Raw genomic sequence first — 14,551 nt, forward strand, 5'->3', positions numbered from 1 at the left:
GCCGTCACCCGGCCGATCCGTCGCGCAGCCGGCGGAGCACGTCGGCCAGGTCCGAGGTGGGGTGGTCGACCAGGAAGAGCTTGTCCCGACTGGCCGCGCCGGTGCGCAGCGACACGGCGGCCGGCCGGACGCCCAGCGCGCCGGCCAGGGCCCGCCGGGCGGCCTCGGTGGCCCGCCCGTCGACGGCCGGCGCGTTCACCGCGATCACCAGGGCGGGACCGTGCGGGCCGTCGAAACGACCGCCGACCCGGGCCCGGGACGCGCCGGGCCTGACCCGTACCGCGACGGTGAGCGTCTCCTCGGTGGACATCGGCACCGGTTCAGTCGGGGGCGTCGGCGAGCAGGGTGGTGTCCGGGGCGCACCGCCCGCACGGGGTGAAGCCGAGCGCCACCGCCTCGGAGACCGGCAGCGGCTCGTGGTCCCGGTCCACCAGGTACGCGCAGGAGGCGAGGTGGTAGCGGGGATGGCCGTCGACCACCCGGATCTCGGCGTGGAGGGTGGCGACCCGGGCGGCGTCCGCCGGTGACACGTGCTGGGCCTCCGGCTCGGCGGACCGGCCGGCGCCGCTGGTGGGGGTCGGATCGGCGGGGTCCGGCTCCCACGGCCCGGCCGGGTCGGGCTCCCACGGGGCCTCGGGCCGGGGCTCCCAGGGGCCGGTCGTCCCGGCGGCGTGGGGGGCCGCCCCGGTCACCGACGGCTCGGGCGGTTGCCGCCACCCGTCGCCGTCGGTGCCATTCCTCGGAGGTACGTGCTGAACGGGGATCTCCGTCGCCACCGGGCTGTAGGCGGCGCGCGGAGCGGCCGTGCGGGGCACCCGGAGGCGTCCCCGGCCACGCGGCCGGTCCCGGCTCGTCGTCGCTCTGGCGGCGGCCACCTGGCGGGCGCCGGCCACCAACGCGACGGCGGCCAACAGGCTGGCCGCGATGGAACTGATCAACAGGGCGCTGGAGCCGTCAGCGAGACCGAGCACCAGCAGCACGACCGCGACGAGGATGAGCAGCAGACTTGCGACTATCACGGCTCACCCCCGCCGCGTCGGCTCGGTGTGGGGCGGTCGACGGTCGTCGGAGGACGACCGTCGACCGTTGATCAGCGACCGGCTTCGAGAGCGCCGGAGCGACCGCCGCCGTACGAGCCGGCGAGGCCCGCGGCGGCCAGACCGTTGCCGCCGGCGGCCCGGCTGCCCTCGGCCCGGGTCATCTCGGCCTCCAGGCCCTGACCGCGGCCGTCGAGGTCCCGCAGCTGGCTCTCCAGGTAGGCCTTGAGCCGGGTCCGGTACTCGCGCTCGAACTGCTTGAGCTCCTCGATGTGCTTCTGGAGGGCCGTGCGCTTGGCGTCCAGGCCGCCCATGGCCTCCTGGTGCCGCTGACGGGCGTCGCGCTCCAGCGCGTCGGCCTTGGCGCGCGCCTCGCGGGTGACCTCCTCGGCCTTCGAACGGGCCTCGGAGAGCAGCTGGTCGGCCTCCCGACGGGCGTCGGAGACGTGGTCGTCGGCGGTGCGCTGGGCCATCATCAGGACGCGCAGGGCCTGCTGCTCGCCGTCACCGCCGCCGGCCGGACCGCCGGTGGAGCGGACCTGCTCCAGCTCCGCCTGCATCGCGCGGGCGGCCTGCTCGGCCGCGGCCTTGTCGCGCTGCACCCGGTCGAGCTGGGCCTTGACGTCGTTGAGCTCCGCCGCGAGACGGGCGTCGCCGCCGGGGCCGGCGGGAGCGCCACCACGACCGCCGCGCTCCACCTGGGCGCGCAGCTCGTTGTTCTCCTCGATCAGACGGGCAAGCTCACGCTCGACCTCGTCCAGGAAGGCGTCGACCTCCTCCTCGTCATACCCCCGCTTGCCGATCGGCGGCTTTTTGAAGGCGACGTTGTGGACGTCGGCCGGGGTCAGCGGCATCGAAACTCCTCGGGTCAGTTGCGGCCGCGTAGCGGCAGGGACATCGGATTCCTCACCCGATGATCAACCGCTTCAACACGAACTCCATCAGCACGAACAGGATAACCAGGAGCACAAGGGAGGCCAGGTCGATGCTCACGGTACCAATTCGCAGTGGAGGGATCACACGCCTCAACGCCTTGAGAGGCGGATCAGTGACGCTCCACACGGATTCCAGTCCCGCCGACGCTCCGCGCCCCGGTTGCCACCGGCGACCGTACTGGAGAACAGCGCTGAGGACGAATCGGGCCAACAGCACAATTAGGAATAGGTACAGGATCAGGTACAGCACTTGCAGCACGATCGACAACACGGCAGACGACGTCCCTCGGTCGGGCGGACTTAGCTCAGGCTGAAAAAGCCGCCCTCAGCGATCTTGGCCTTGTCCTCCGCGGTGACCTGGACGTTGGCCGGTGAGAGCAGGAACACCCGGTTGGTCACGCGCTCGATCGTACCGCGCAGGCCGAACGCCAGTCCGGCGGCGAAGTCCACCAGCCGCCGCGCGTCGGCCTCGTCCATCTCGGTCAGATTGATGATCACCGGCACGCCGTCGCGGAAGTGCTCGCCGATGGTGCGCGCCTCGCGGTAGGTGGTCGGGTGCAGCGTGGTGATCTGGTAGCGCTGCTCCTCCTCGACCACCGCCCGCTCGCGCGCCTGCACCTGCGGCGCCAGCGCGAGATTGTCCCGGGTGTGGTAGGTCAGCGCGCCCGAGGTCTCCCCCGCCCCGGACCGCGTGATGGACCGGACGCTGGACCGCTCGCCGCGCTCCGGGCGGTCGTCGTCGACCCGCTCGGCCTCCGCCGCGCGGCTCGTGGACCGCTCGCCCAGCCGACCCCGCTCCCCCTGCCGGGGCCGCGGCGCCGGCGGCTCCTCCGCGTCGTCGTCATCGTCGTCGGCGAACTCCTCGGAGTACCGGCTCGACCGGTAGCGCGACTCCCGGTAACCCGGCTTGTCGTAGCCACCCTCGTCGTACGCCCGCTCGTCGTCCTCCTCGACGAGACCGAGCCAGACCCCCGCCTTGCGCAGTGCACCCATCCCGCGCCCTTCCGTCCGCCGTGCGGCACGCACCCCCGTGCCGTGTCGCCTTGATCGCGAATGGGAAACCCAATGCCCACCGGATCGGATCGGCAATCCCCGGCGGACGATTCGCGGCCGTCCGCCCTGGCCCCCCGAGCACAGGGATCCCGTTCCTGAACAACACAGATGTAATTTGCTTCTTCCGCGGTCAGGCTACCGCAGCGTGGGGCGCATTCCGAGCAACGCGCTGCCGACGCGGACATGTGTCGCGCCGTACCTGATCGCGGCCTCCAGATCCCCACTCATCCCGGCGGAGAGCGCGGTGGCCTCCGGATGTGTCTGGCGGAAACCCGCCGCGACCTCGGCCAGCCGGGCGAACGCCCGCTCCGGCTCCCAGCCCAGCGGCGCGACCGCCATCAGCCCGGCCAACCGCAGCGAGCCCGCCCCGGCCAGCGCCTCGGCCACCGGGCCGAGGCCGCGGTCCGGGTCGGCGGAGTCCGGCAGCGCGCCCCCGCGCGCCGGGTCGCCGTCGATGCTCACCTGCACCAGGGCGTCCAACGGCCGGTCCCGGCCCGCCTCGGCCGCGGTGCCCAGGGCCCGGGCCAGCCGGACACTGTCCACCGAGTGCACGACGTCGGCGTAGCGGACCACCGAGCGGGCCTTGTTGCGCTGCAACTGCCCGATGAAGTGCCAGCGCGGGCGCACCCCGGCCGCCGCCACCTCGGCCGCCTTCGGCGCCGCCTCCTGGTCGCGGTTCTCCCCCACGTCGGCCACCCCGAGCCCGGCCAGCGCGACCACGTCGCCGGCCGGGTACGTCTTGGTCACCGCGATCATCGTCACCTCGGCGCGGTCCCGGCCGGCGTCGGCGCAGGCGTCGGCGATCCGGACCCGGACCCGGGCCAGCCCGGCCGCGAGTTCGGCGCGCCGGTCGGGCCGCGCCGTGGCTGGTTGTTCGGTCATCGGCGGAGCTCAGGAACCGTTCTTGAGGAAGTCGGGCACGTCGACGTCGTCGAAGAGCACCCGGCGCGGCGACTGCTGCGGCGCCGGCATGCTGGCCGGCGGAGTCACCGGCGGGGTCTGCGGCGCCGGCTGGTTCTGGTTGGTCTTGCGCGGCGCCTCGGCCGCCTTGTACGCCGGCGCGCCGCCGTCGAAGCCGGCCGCGATGACGGTCACCCGGACCTCGTCACCCAGCGCGTCGTCGATGACCGCACCGAAGATGATGTTGGCGTCCGGGTGCGCCGCGTCGGTGACCAGCTGCGCCGCGTCGTTGATCTCGAACAGGCCCAGGTCGGAGCCGCCGGCGATGGAGAGCAGCACGCCGCGCGCGCCGTCCATGCTCTGCTCCAGCAGCGGGCTGGAGATGGCCGCCTCGGCCGCCTCCACCGCGCGGTTCTCGCCGCGGGCGCTGCCGATGCCCATCAGGGCGCTGCCGGCGCCGCTCATCACGCTCTTGACGTCGGCGAAGTCCAGGTTGATCAGACCGGGGGTGGTGATCAGGTCGGTGATGCCCTGGACACCGGAGAGGAGCACCTGGTCGGCGGTGCGGAACGCGTCCATCATGCTGATGTTGCGGTCACCCAGCGCCAGCAGCCGGTCGTTCGGGATGACGATCAACGTGTCGCACTGGTTGCGCAGCTCGTCTATGCCGGACTCGGCCTGCACCTGGCGGCGCTTGCCCTCGAAGGAGAACGGCCGGGTCACCACACCGATGGTCAGCGCGCCCAGCTTGCGGGCGATGTTGGCCACCACGGGCGCGCCGCCGGTGCCGGTGCCGCCCCCCTCGCCGCAGGTCACGAAGACCATGTCGGCGCCCTTGAGCACCTCCTCGATCTCGTCGCGGTGGTCCTCGGCGGCGTTCTTGCCGACGTCCGGGTTGGCACCCGCGCCGAGCCCCCGGGTCAGCTCCCGGCCGACGTCGAGCTTGACGTCGGCGTCACTCATCAGCAGCGCCTGCGCGTCGGTGTTGATCGCGATGAACTCGACGCCCTTGAGCCCAACCTCGATCATCCGGTTGACGGCGTTCACGCCGCCGCCCCCGATGCCGACGACCTTGATGACCGCCAGGTAGTTGTGCGGAGGTGTCATCTCCGGTCCTTTCCCTTCGAGATTGGCATCGGCCGACCGGGTACGGCGTGGCCAGCCCAGCGGTCGACGACAGCTGTCACCAGTAGGAGTCAGGGATAAACCCTCACCCTCTACTAGAGGCTTACGGTTATGTCAACCACTGATCCTCTTCGGGGCAACGTAAGCGCCCCCACGCCGAGAGCCAAGGACCCACCCGGCGTGTCGCCCCATTGGCGGGACGGCTCACGTCCCGCCGGATCACTTGAAGGTCACCACGTCCGGCGCGCTCACGTCGATCGTGGCCGCGTCCCGGTCCAGCAACGCGGTGGCCACCCGCGCCTTCTCCGGGCCCCGGGTGGCGTCGCCCCACACCACCTTGCGCTCCCCGCGCAGGGTCAGGCTGATCCGGGCCAGCCCCTCCACGGTCAGCTCGGACAGCTCCGCGCGCAACTGCGGGGTGAGCGCCGCCAGCACCTCCAGCGCGGCCCGGGTGCCCGCGTCGTCCGGGCCGGGGGTGGCGAGCCGGACCACCGGCAGACCGTCCGGAGCCTGCGGCGCCGTCCGGAACACCACGCCGGCCCGGTCGAGCACCACGAACTGCCCGTCCTGCGGCACCGCGGCCACGCCGGTGCGCTCGACCACGGTCACCACCAGCGTCTCCGGCCAGTCCCGGGACACCGTGGCCCGTTCCACCGGGGCCAGGGCGCCGATCCGCCGGGCCGTCGCGGCCAGGTCCACCCGGGCCAGCGGGACGCCGTCGGGCACCGCCGCCGCCTCGCGCACCTCCACCGGGGTGACCAGGTCCGCGCCGACCACCCGTACCTCCCGGACACCGAACAGGCCGCTGCCCAGCACCGCCCAGGCGACCAGCCCGGCCACCGCGAGGACCCCGCCGGCCACCGCCCAGGGCAGCGCCGCGCGCATCCGACGTTGCCGGGCGCGGGCCATGAACCGCCGGGTCGACGGCGGCACCGCGTCGGTGCCGGCCCGGACGAGCTGCCAGCGCCGGACCGGACCACGCCGGGGGCCGCCACCGTCCGTGCCGGCGGTACGGCCCCGTGCCGGGCCCGGGCTCATCCGGCGGCGGAGGCCGCGCCGTCCGGGTCGACGGCCGCGCCGAGAGCCACCCCGTCGACACCCGCGCGGGCCGCCAGGGCGTCCAGCAGCTGGTCGCCCATCAGCGAGATCGGCGGCGCGCCCATCGTCACCACCACGTCGCCGGGGCGGGCCCGGCGGGCCACCTCCAGCGGCGCGTCGTCCCAGGAGTCGACGAAGACCTTGTGCCCGGCGGCCAGCGGCACCGCCTCGAGCAACGCCGCCGAGCCCTCACCCGGCTGGCGCAGCTCGCCCGGGCCGAAGACCTCCAGCAGCACCAGCTCGTCGGCGATGCCGAGCGCCGCGGCGATCTCCGCCTGGAGGTCCCGGGTGCGGTAGAGCCGGTAGGGCTGGAAGACCACGATCAACCGGCCGTCGCCGGCCACCTCGCGCAACGTCTGCAACGCCAGCGTCATCGAGGTCGGGTGGTAGGCGTACTCGTCGTAGACCAGCACGCCGTCGGCGACGCCCTTGCGCTCGAAGCGGCGGCGGACGCCGGGGAACGCGGCCAGCGCCGCCTCCGCCGCCTCCACCGGCAGCCCCAGCAGGTACGCGGCGAGCACCGCCGAGGCGCTGTTGAGCCCCATGTGCCGGCCGGGCACCGGCAGCCGGAACTCGCCCAGCGAGCGACCGTCGATCTCGGCCAGGTAGCGCACCCCGCGCGCGGAGGAGGTCACCTCGCTCAGCCGCAGGTCGGCGTCGGCCGACTCGCCGTAGGTGTGCACCCGGCGCCCCTCGGCGCGCAGCGTCTCGGCGAGCCGCCGACCGCCCGGGTCGTCCGCGCAGGTGACGATGTAGCCGTCCGGGTCGGTGAGCCGGGCGAACTCGGCGAAGGTCGCCTCCAGGTTCGCCAGGTCGCCGTAGGTGTTGAGGTGGTCCGCCTCGATGTTGGTGATGATCGAGACGTACGGGCGGTAGATCAGGAACGAGCGGTCGCTCTCGTCGGCCTCGACCACGAAGTGCTCGCCGGTGCCGTGGTGGGCCCCGGAACCGACCTCGGAGATCTCCCCGCCGATGACGAAGGACGGGTCCGCCCCCGCCTGCTGGAGCACCATGGTGACCATCGAGGTGGTGGTGGTCTTTCCGTGCGTGCCGGCGACCGCCACCGTCCGCCGGCCGGTCATCGCCGCCGCCAGGGCCTCGGAGCGGTGCAGCACCCGCAGCCCGCGCCGGCGGCCCTCCACCATCTCCAGGTGGTCCTGGGGGATGGCCGAGGAGTAGACGACGGTGTCCACACCGTCGAGGTTGGACGCCTCGTGACTCATGTGGACCGTCCCGCCGAGGGCACGCAGCCCGGCCAGCGACGGCCACTCCCGCAGCTCGCTGCCGGAGACCGGCAGGCCACGGGTGAGGAAGAGCCGGGCCAGGCCGCTCATGCCGACCCCGCCCACCCCGATCAGGTGGATCCGACCCAGGTCCTCCGCGGTGAGCGTGCCGGCCGGGGTGAACTGCGCGGTGTTCATGCCAGGTACCTTCCCGTCGCGGTGGCCGACCTCATCGGGCCACCGTCATTCGCGACTGCGGGGCTCGCGAGCTCACTCCTCGCGCTCACCGAGCCACCGCCTCGTAGACGAAGTTCAGCAGGGCGACGTCGCCGTCGCGCCGCCCGTACGCGGCCGCGGCGTTGCCCATCGCGGCGAGCCGGTGCGGGTCCCGGACCAGCGGGATGACCGTCCGCTCCAGCCAGTCCGGGGTCAGCTCGGCGTCGTCGACCAGCAGCCCACCGCCGGCCTCCACCACGGGCAGCGCGTTGCGCTTCTGCTCCTGGTTGCTGTGCGGGTACGGCACGTAGATGGTGGGCAGCCCGATGGCGGCCACCTCGGCACAGGTCATCGCCCCGCCCCGGCCCAGCATCAGGTCGGCGGCGGCGTAGCCCAGCTCCATCTCGGACAGGTAGGGCAGGGCCACGTACGGCACCGGCAGGTCGGTGGGGACCGGCACCGGCTCGTTGCGGGCCCCCATCACGTGCAGCACCTGCACGCCGTTGCGGGCCAGCTCCTTGGCCGCGCCGGTGACCGCCAGGTTGATCGAGCGGGCGCCCTGCGAGCCGCCGGCGACGAAGAGCACCGGCAGGTCGGGGCGGAGTCCGAAGTGGGCCCGGGCGGCGTTGCGCATGGCGGCCCGGTCCAGCCCGGCGATGCCCCGGCGCAGCGGCACGCCGACCACCCGGGCGTCGCGCAGCGCCTCGGACTGCAGGGGCTGGTGCGGGAAGCCCGCCGCGACGTTGCGGGTGAACTTCATCCCGAGCCGGTTGGCCACGCCCGGCGGCACGTTGACCTCGTGGATGACGATCGGCAGCTCACGACGCCAGGCGGCGAGGTAGCCGGGGACCGAGACGTACCCGCCGAACCCGACCACCGCGTCGGCGGCGACCTCTTCGATCACCTTGCCCGCCGCGCGGGCCGCCTTCCACATCCGGTCGGGGGTACGCATCAGGCTCATGTTGACCGAGCGCGGCAGCTGGTAGGCGGGGATCTGCCGCAGGTCGTAGCCGGCCGGCGGGATCAGCTCGTTCTCCAGCCCCTTCGGGGTGCCCAGGCAGGTGATCCGGACGCCCGGGTCGTGTCGGCGCAGGCAGTCGGCGAAGGCGAGCAGCGGGTAGATGTGGCCACCCGTGCCCCCTCCACAGAGCACCACCGAACGCAGCGGACCCATCAGCGTCTCCTCTCGTTCGCCGTGCCGCCGCGGTTCCGGGCCTGCCGGACGCCGCGTGGTACGGCCTGGTCGTCCTCCCGCCGCGCTCGCGCCCGGGGTACGGACCCTCGGGCTGCCGGTGGCGTCGCCGGCCGGCGACGCCGTCCCGGAAGCGGCGGCAACGGGGCCCAGAGTAGTCGGACCCATCGGGCGGGCGGACGGGCATGCAGGGCCCGGGCCGCATCGGGTTCGGCGCGGGCGAACGAGGCGAGCATGCCGACCGCCGCCAGGGTCACGACCAGGGCGCTTCCGCCGTCGGAGATGAACGGCAGCGGCACCCCGGTCATCGGCATCAGGCCGATCACCCCGCCCACGTTGATCACCGCCTGGCCGATCAGCCAGGCGGTGACGGCGGCGGCGGCGAGCCGGCGGAACGGGTCGGCGACCCGGCGGGCGATCCGCAGCCCCGTGTAGCCGAGCACGGCGAAGAGCGCGAGCACCACGGCGCAGCCCACCACCCCCAGCTCCTCGGCGATGACGGCGAAGATGAAGTCGTTCTCCGCCGCCGGCAGCCAGGCCCACTTGACCTTGCTCTGGCCCAGGCCGACCCCGAACCACCCGCCGTTCTCGATGGCGTAACGGGCCTGGACGAACTGCCAGCAACCCTCCAGCTGCTGCTCGACGCAGGCCCTCGGGTCGGCCGGATCGAGGAAGGAGGTGAGCCGCATCAGCCGGTAGTTCTCGGCGCCCCGCGCCCCGGAGCCGGCGCCGAGCGACGCCAGGGCGACCAGCAACCCGATGCCGAGCAGACCCACCGCGGAGAGGGCGGCGAAGACGCGCATCCGCACCCCGGCCGCCCAGAGCAGCCCGACCACCAGGCAGAGCAGGCAGAGCATGGTGCCCAGGTCGTTGTAGCCGACGAGCACGAAGAGCAGGCCGACCACCGGGAAGAGCGGGGTGGCCAGCTCCCGCCACCAGCCCAGCGCGGCGCCCTTGCGGGCGATCACGTGCGCGCCCCAGAGCACCAGCGCGAGCTTCGCCAGCTCGGAGGGCTGCACCTGGACCGGACCGAGGTAGAGCCAGAGCAGCTGGGCCCGCACCGGGCCGAGCGAGGTGATCCCGAACAGCGAGTTCAACGCCAGCAGCACGTTGAGCACCAGCAGCAGCACCACCGCGGTGCCCAGCACCGGCCGGCCCAGGGACCGGAAGGTGGTGGCGGGCAGCCGCTGGCAGGCCCAGAAGGCCACGATGCCGATCACCGCGAAGATCGCCTGCTTGGTCACCGACGCGGAGGCGTCGCCGGCCTCGGCGTAGTCCTTCACGCTGGTCGCCGAGAAGACCATGGTCAGGCCGATCAGCAGCAGCAGGCCGGCGCTGGAGAGCAGCAGGTAGTAGGAGGCCATCGGGCGGTCCAGCAGGCCGCGCAGCGCCGCCAGGCCGCCGGCCGCGCCCAGGCCGGACAGGGGCGCCGGCGGGTCGGCCGTACGCCCCGTGGCCGCCCCCCTCCGTGGCCTGGTCTCCGTCGTCGTCGTGCCGGTCGTGCCTCGGTCCTCCCCCACCCGCCCATCATCGCCGCTGCGGCGGGCCCGTTCCGGCCGTTCCGCGCGGTCGGCGTGTCGCCGACGCGGAACGGGGGCCCCTCCGTCAGGAGGAGCCCCCGTTCCGGGGTCGGTCCGGGTCAGCCCATGCTGGCCAGGAAGTCGCTGTAGAACAGGCCGAGGGCGATGGCGACGCCGATCCCGGCGATGATCCAGAAGCGGACCACGATGTTGACCTCGCTCCAGCCGGCGAGCTCGAAGTGGTGCTGCAGCGGCGACATCCGGAACACCCGCTTGCCGGTGGTCCGGAACGAGATGATCTGGATCACCACGGACATCGTGACGATCACGAAGAGGCCGCCGAGGATGGGCAGCAGCAGGATGGTCCGGGTGGACATCGCCATGCCGGCGATCAGGCCGCCCAGGCCGAGCGCCCCGGTGTCGCCCATGAAGATCCGCGCCGGGGAGGTGTTCCACCAGAGGAAGCCCACGCAGGCACCGGCCGCCGCGCCGGCGATCAGCGCGATCTCCAGCGGGTCGCGCACCGCGTAGCAGTAGTTGTCCGGGTTGGCGGTGTAGGTCGGGTCGGCGCACCAGTGCCGGTACTGCCAGAACGCGATCAGGGCGTACGCGGCGAGGACCATCACCGAGGCGCCGGTGGCGAGGCCGTCCAGGCCGTCGGTGAGGTTCACGCCGTTGGTCGCGGCCATCACCACCATGATGATCACGATCACCGAGGCGATCTTGCCGATCTCCAGGGCCGGGATGTCCCGGATGAAGCTCAGTGTGGTGCTGCCCACCGTCTCGGTGTTGGTCGCCGCGCCGCTGGCGTCGGTCATGGTGCTGGGGAACCAGAGCGCGACCACCCCGAAGATCGCGCCGACCAGGATCTGGCCGAAGAGCTTGCCCCGCTTGTTCAGCCCGCCGCTGTGCCGCTTGCGGACCTTCAGGAAGTCGTCGATGAAGCCGACCGCGCCGGAGAAGACCATCAGCCCCAGCAGCACCAGCGCGGTGATGGTCGGCTCGACCTGGGCGATCTGCGCGTCCGGCAGGGTGGTGAGGGCGAGGTGGCCGGCCACGTAGGCGATCACCGTGGCCAGGATGAAGACCACGCCGCCCATCGTCGGCGTGCCCTTCTTGCCCTGGTGCATCGCCGGGCCCTCGGCCCGGATCGGCTGACCCGCCTTCAGCCGGGTGAACACCCTGATCGCGATCGGGGTGCAGAGCAGCGAGATCAGGAACGCCACACCGACGGCGACGATGACCGCCCTCATCCGGCGACCCCGTTCCCCGCCGCGCTGTTCTCGCCGGCCCCGTTGCCGGTGGCGTCGGCGCGCAGCGCGTCGGCCACCTCCCAGGTGCGGTACCGGGAGCCCTTCACCAGGACCACGTCACCCGGACGTAGTTCGCTCCGCAGCACCTCGACGGCCGCCGCCTGATCGGTGAGCAGCACCGACTCTCCTCCCCAGTCACTTACCGCTGTCGCGCCCTCATGGATCGGCGCCGCCGGACCGCCCACCACGAGCAGCCGGTCCACCCCCAGCTCGGCCGCGAGCCGGCCCACCTCGCGGTGCCCCTCGCGTTCGAACTCGCCCAGCTCGGCCATGTAGCCCAGCGCGGCAAAGGTACGCCCCCGCCGGCCCATGCCGGCCAGCGCGCGCAGCGCCACCGCCATCGACGCCGGATTGGCGTTGTACGAGTCGTCGATCACCGTCACCCCGTCGGGCCGTTCGAAGACGTCCATCCGACGGGTGGAGACCAGCCCCAGCTCGCCCAGCGCCGCGGCCAGGTCGGCCAGCGGCATGCCGAGCTCACGGGCCACCGCCGCCGCGGCGAGCGAGTTGGAGACCTGGTGCCGGCCGGACAGGCCGAGCCGCACCGGGACGCTCCCCTCCGGGGTGACCAGGGTGTACGACGGCCGGCCCCGGTCGTCCAGCGACACGTCGACCGCCCGGACGTCGGCGTGCGCGGCCTCGCCGTACCGGACCACCCGGGCGCCGGTACGCGCCGCCATCGCGTCGACCCGGGGGTCGTCGGCGTTGAGCACGGCCAACCCGTCGGCGGGCAGCGCCTCGACCAGCTCGCCCTTGGCCAGGGCGATGTTCTCCACCGAGCCGAACTCGCCGAGGTGCGCCACCCCGACGTTGAGCACCACCGAGATCCGCGGCGGCACCACCTCGCAGAGGTAGCGCACGTGCCCCACCCCGCGGGCGCCCTTCTCCATCACCAGGAAGCGGGTCTCCGGGCCGGCCTGCAGGGCCGTGTACGGGTGCCCCAGCTCGTTGTTGAACGACCCGGGCGGCGCCACCGTCGGGCCGAGGCGGGCGGTCAGCTGCGCGATCAGGTCCTTGGTGGTGGTCTTGCCGGACGAGCCGGTCAGGCCGACCACGGTCAGCCCGGGCAGCCGGTCCACCACCGCGCGGGCCAGCCGGCCCATCGCGGCGAGCGCGTCGTCCACCAGCACCATCGGCACCCCGGGCACCTCGCGGGTGCCGAGCACCGCCACCGCGCCGGCGTCCACCGCGCCGGCGGCGTAGTCGTGGCCGTCGACCTTCTCGCCGGGGAAGGCGACGAAGAGCGCCCCGGCGGTGACCTTGCGGGAGTCGAACTCGACCGGACCGGTGATCCGGGCGTCCGGGTCGGCGCCGGCCAGCCGGCCGCCGACGGCCGAGGCGACCTCGGCCAGGCTCAGCGGGATCACCGGTGACCCGCCCGGTCCCCGAAGCGGGCGTGCAGCGCCTCGGCCAGCTCGACGCGGTCGTCGAACGGAAGCACCTCGCCGTCGATCTCCTGGCCCCGCTCGTGCCCCTTGCCGAGCAGCGCCACCACGTCGCCCGGTTCGGCGAGGCGGACCGCCTCGGCGATGGCGGCGCGGCGGCCGGGCACCTCGATGATCCGGGCGGCGGCGTCCGCCGCGTACGCCCCGGTGAGCACCTCGGCCCGGATCGCGGCCGGGTTCTCGGTGCGCGGGTTGTCGTCGGTCACCAGCACCACGTCGGCCCCCTCCGCGGCGGCGGCACCCATCACCGGCCGCTTGCCCCGGTCCCGGTCGCCGCCGGCGCCGATGACGCAGATCAGCCGGCCGGTGCTCAGCTCCCGCAGCGCGGCCAGGGCGGCCACGATGGCGTCCGACTTGTGCGCGTAGTCGACCACCCCGCGCACCGGGCTGCCCGCGCTGACCAGCTCGAGCCGCCCGGGAACACCACCGCAGGCGGCCACTCCCTCGGCGGCGGTCGCCGGGTCCACCCCGGCGGCCACCAGGACGGCGATGGCCAGCAGCGCGTTGGCCACGTTGTGCCGGCCGGGCAGCGCCACCCCGGCGGGCACGGCCACCCCGTCCGGGCCGTGCGCGGTGAAGCGCTGGGCGTACCCCTCGCCGTCGATCCCGTCGGCCCACCAGGTGGCGGTGGGGTCGCCGGCCGCCGAGTAGCTGACCGTGCCGGGCTTGAACAGCGGTCGCAGCGCCGGGTCGTCGTGGTTGAGCACCTCGGCCCCGCAGCGGCCGTCGAAGAGCTTCGCCTTGGCCGCGAAGTAGTCGGCCGAGTCGGCGTGGAAGTCGAGGTGGTCGGAGCCGAAGTTGGTGTAGCCGCCGACGGCGAAGCGGACCCCGCCGACCCGCCCCATCGCCAGGGCGTGGCTGGAGACCTCCATCACCACCGCGGTCACCCCGCGCTCCCGCGCGGCGGCGAGCATGGCGTGCAGGTCGGTGGCCTCCGGGGTGGTCCGTACGCTGTCGAGGACCAGGTCGCCCAGCCGGGTCTCCACCGTGCCGATCAGCCCGGTGACGTGGCCGGCGGCGCGCAGACCGGACTCGACCAGGTACGCGGTGGAGGTCTTGCCGGCGGTGCCGGTCACCCCGATCACGGCCAGCCCCGCGGTGGGGTCGCCGTAGACGGCCGACGCGACGTCGCCGAGCACCGCGCGGGGGTCGTGCACCACCAGGGCGGGGAGCCCGGCCTCCGCCACCGCGGCGGCGCCGGCCACGTCGGTCAGCACGGCCACCGCGCCGGCGGCGGCCGCGGCGGCGGCGAACTCCGCGCCGTGCCGGCGGGCACCGGGCAGCGCGGCGTACAGGTCGCCGGGGCGGACCTCCTGGCTGGCGTGGGTCACCCCGGTCACGGTCGGGTCGGCGGCGCCCTCCGGCGCGATGACGCCGAGCCGGGTGGCGAGGTCGCCGAGCCGGACTGCGGGCACGGTACGGGGACGTGGATTGCCGGGCACGGCGTCAGACCCTACCCGGTCGCCCGGTGCCGGCCGCACAGCCGCCCCGGTG

14 protein-coding genes are annotated in these 14,551 nt (G+C 73.9%); all 14 read right to left on the minus strand.

Translation table 11 applies throughout. The annotated features are described in order from the left end of the window. Positions 1 to 4: 4 nt before the first annotated feature. Positions 5 to 310 (minus strand): DUF167 domain-containing protein, encoded by a 306-nt coding sequence (locus tag V6U79_RS16080; RefSeq protein WP_334615159.1) that lies wholly within the window; start codon positions 308 to 310, stop codon positions 5 to 7. Positions 311 to 320: 10 nt separating this feature from the next. Beyond that, positions 321 to 1,019, minus strand: a complete 699-nt coding sequence (locus V6U79_RS16085; RefSeq protein WP_334615100.1) for a hypothetical protein — start codon at positions 1,017 to 1,019, stop codon at positions 321 to 323. Between the two features lie 71 nt (positions 1,020 to 1,090). Beyond that, positions 1,091 to 1,891, minus strand: a complete 801-nt coding sequence (locus V6U79_RS16090) for a DivIVA domain-containing protein (protein WP_334529917.1) — start codon at positions 1,889 to 1,891, stop codon at positions 1,091 to 1,093. A 52-nt stretch (positions 1,892 to 1,943) separates the two neighbouring features. Next, a complete protein-coding gene (locus V6U79_RS16095; RefSeq protein WP_334529914.1) occupies positions 1,944 to 2,243 on the minus strand; it encodes a YggT family protein in 300 nt (99 codons plus the stop codon). A gap of 29 nt (positions 2,244 to 2,272) precedes the next feature. After that, complete coding sequence (locus V6U79_RS16100) at positions 2,273 to 2,965, minus strand: cell division protein SepF (protein WP_334615101.1); 693 nt, start codon at positions 2,963 to 2,965, stop codon at positions 2,273 to 2,275. A 195-nt stretch (positions 2,966 to 3,160) separates the two neighbouring features. Then, a complete protein-coding gene (locus V6U79_RS16105) occupies positions 3,161 to 3,907 on the minus strand; it encodes a YggS family pyridoxal phosphate-dependent enzyme (protein WP_334529906.1) in 747 nt (248 codons plus the stop codon). Positions 3,908 to 3,916: 9 nt separating this feature from the next. After that, positions 3,917 to 5,032: a cell division protein FtsZ gene (gene ftsZ / locus V6U79_RS16110; RefSeq protein ID WP_334529903.1), complete on the minus strand. Its 1,116-nt coding sequence runs from the start codon at positions 5,030 to 5,032 to the stop codon at positions 3,917 to 3,919. A gap of 237 nt (positions 5,033 to 5,269) precedes the next feature. Continuing rightward, the gene (locus tag V6U79_RS16115; protein WP_334529901.1) at positions 5,270 to 6,088 is read right to left on the minus strand and encodes a cell division protein FtsQ/DivIB; all 819 of its coding nucleotides are present in this window, start codon (positions 6,086 to 6,088) and stop codon (positions 5,270 to 5,272) included. Next, positions 6,085 to 7,569, minus strand: coding sequence for a UDP-N-acetylmuramate--L-alanine ligase (gene murC, locus V6U79_RS16120; RefSeq protein ID WP_334615102.1), 1,485 nt, complete (start codon positions 7,567 to 7,569; stop codon positions 6,085 to 6,087). The genes V6U79_RS16115 and murC overlap by 4 nt, the downstream gene beginning before the upstream one ends. Positions 7,570 to 7,654: 85 nt before the next feature. Next, positions 7,655 to 8,761, minus strand: a complete 1,107-nt coding sequence (gene murG / locus V6U79_RS16125; protein ID WP_334529899.1) for an undecaprenyldiphospho-muramoylpentapeptide beta-N-acetylglucosaminyltransferase — start codon at positions 8,759 to 8,761, stop codon at positions 7,655 to 7,657. Beyond that, positions 8,761 to 10,143: an FtsW/RodA/SpoVE family cell cycle protein gene (locus V6U79_RS16130; RefSeq protein WP_334529960.1), complete on the minus strand. Its 1,383-nt coding sequence runs from the start codon at positions 10,141 to 10,143 to the stop codon at positions 8,761 to 8,763. The genes murG and V6U79_RS16130 overlap by 1 nt, the downstream gene beginning before the upstream one ends. Before the next feature lie 275 nt (positions 10,144 to 10,418). Next, complete coding sequence (gene mraY, locus V6U79_RS16135) at positions 10,419 to 11,552, minus strand: phospho-N-acetylmuramoyl-pentapeptide-transferase (protein ID WP_334529897.1); 1,134 nt, start codon at positions 11,550 to 11,552, stop codon at positions 10,419 to 10,421. Continuing rightward, positions 11,549 to 12,979: a UDP-N-acetylmuramoyl-tripeptide--D-alanyl-D-alanine ligase gene (locus V6U79_RS16140; protein WP_334615103.1), complete on the minus strand. Its 1,431-nt coding sequence runs from the start codon at positions 12,977 to 12,979 to the stop codon at positions 11,549 to 11,551. Before V6U79_RS16140 ends, mraY begins: the two co-directional genes overlap by 4 nt. Further along, positions 12,976 to 14,538, minus strand: a complete 1,563-nt coding sequence (locus V6U79_RS16145) for a UDP-N-acetylmuramoyl-L-alanyl-D-glutamate--2,6-diaminopimelate ligase (RefSeq protein WP_334615104.1) — start codon at positions 14,536 to 14,538, stop codon at positions 12,976 to 12,978. The genes V6U79_RS16140 and V6U79_RS16145 overlap by 4 nt, the downstream gene beginning before the upstream one ends. Positions 14,539 to 14,551 lie beyond the last annotated feature (13 nt).

It is taken from the genome of Micromonospora psammae (assembly GCF_036902725.1).
GTDB lineage: Bacteria > Actinomycetota > Actinomycetes > Mycobacteriales > Micromonosporaceae > Micromonospora.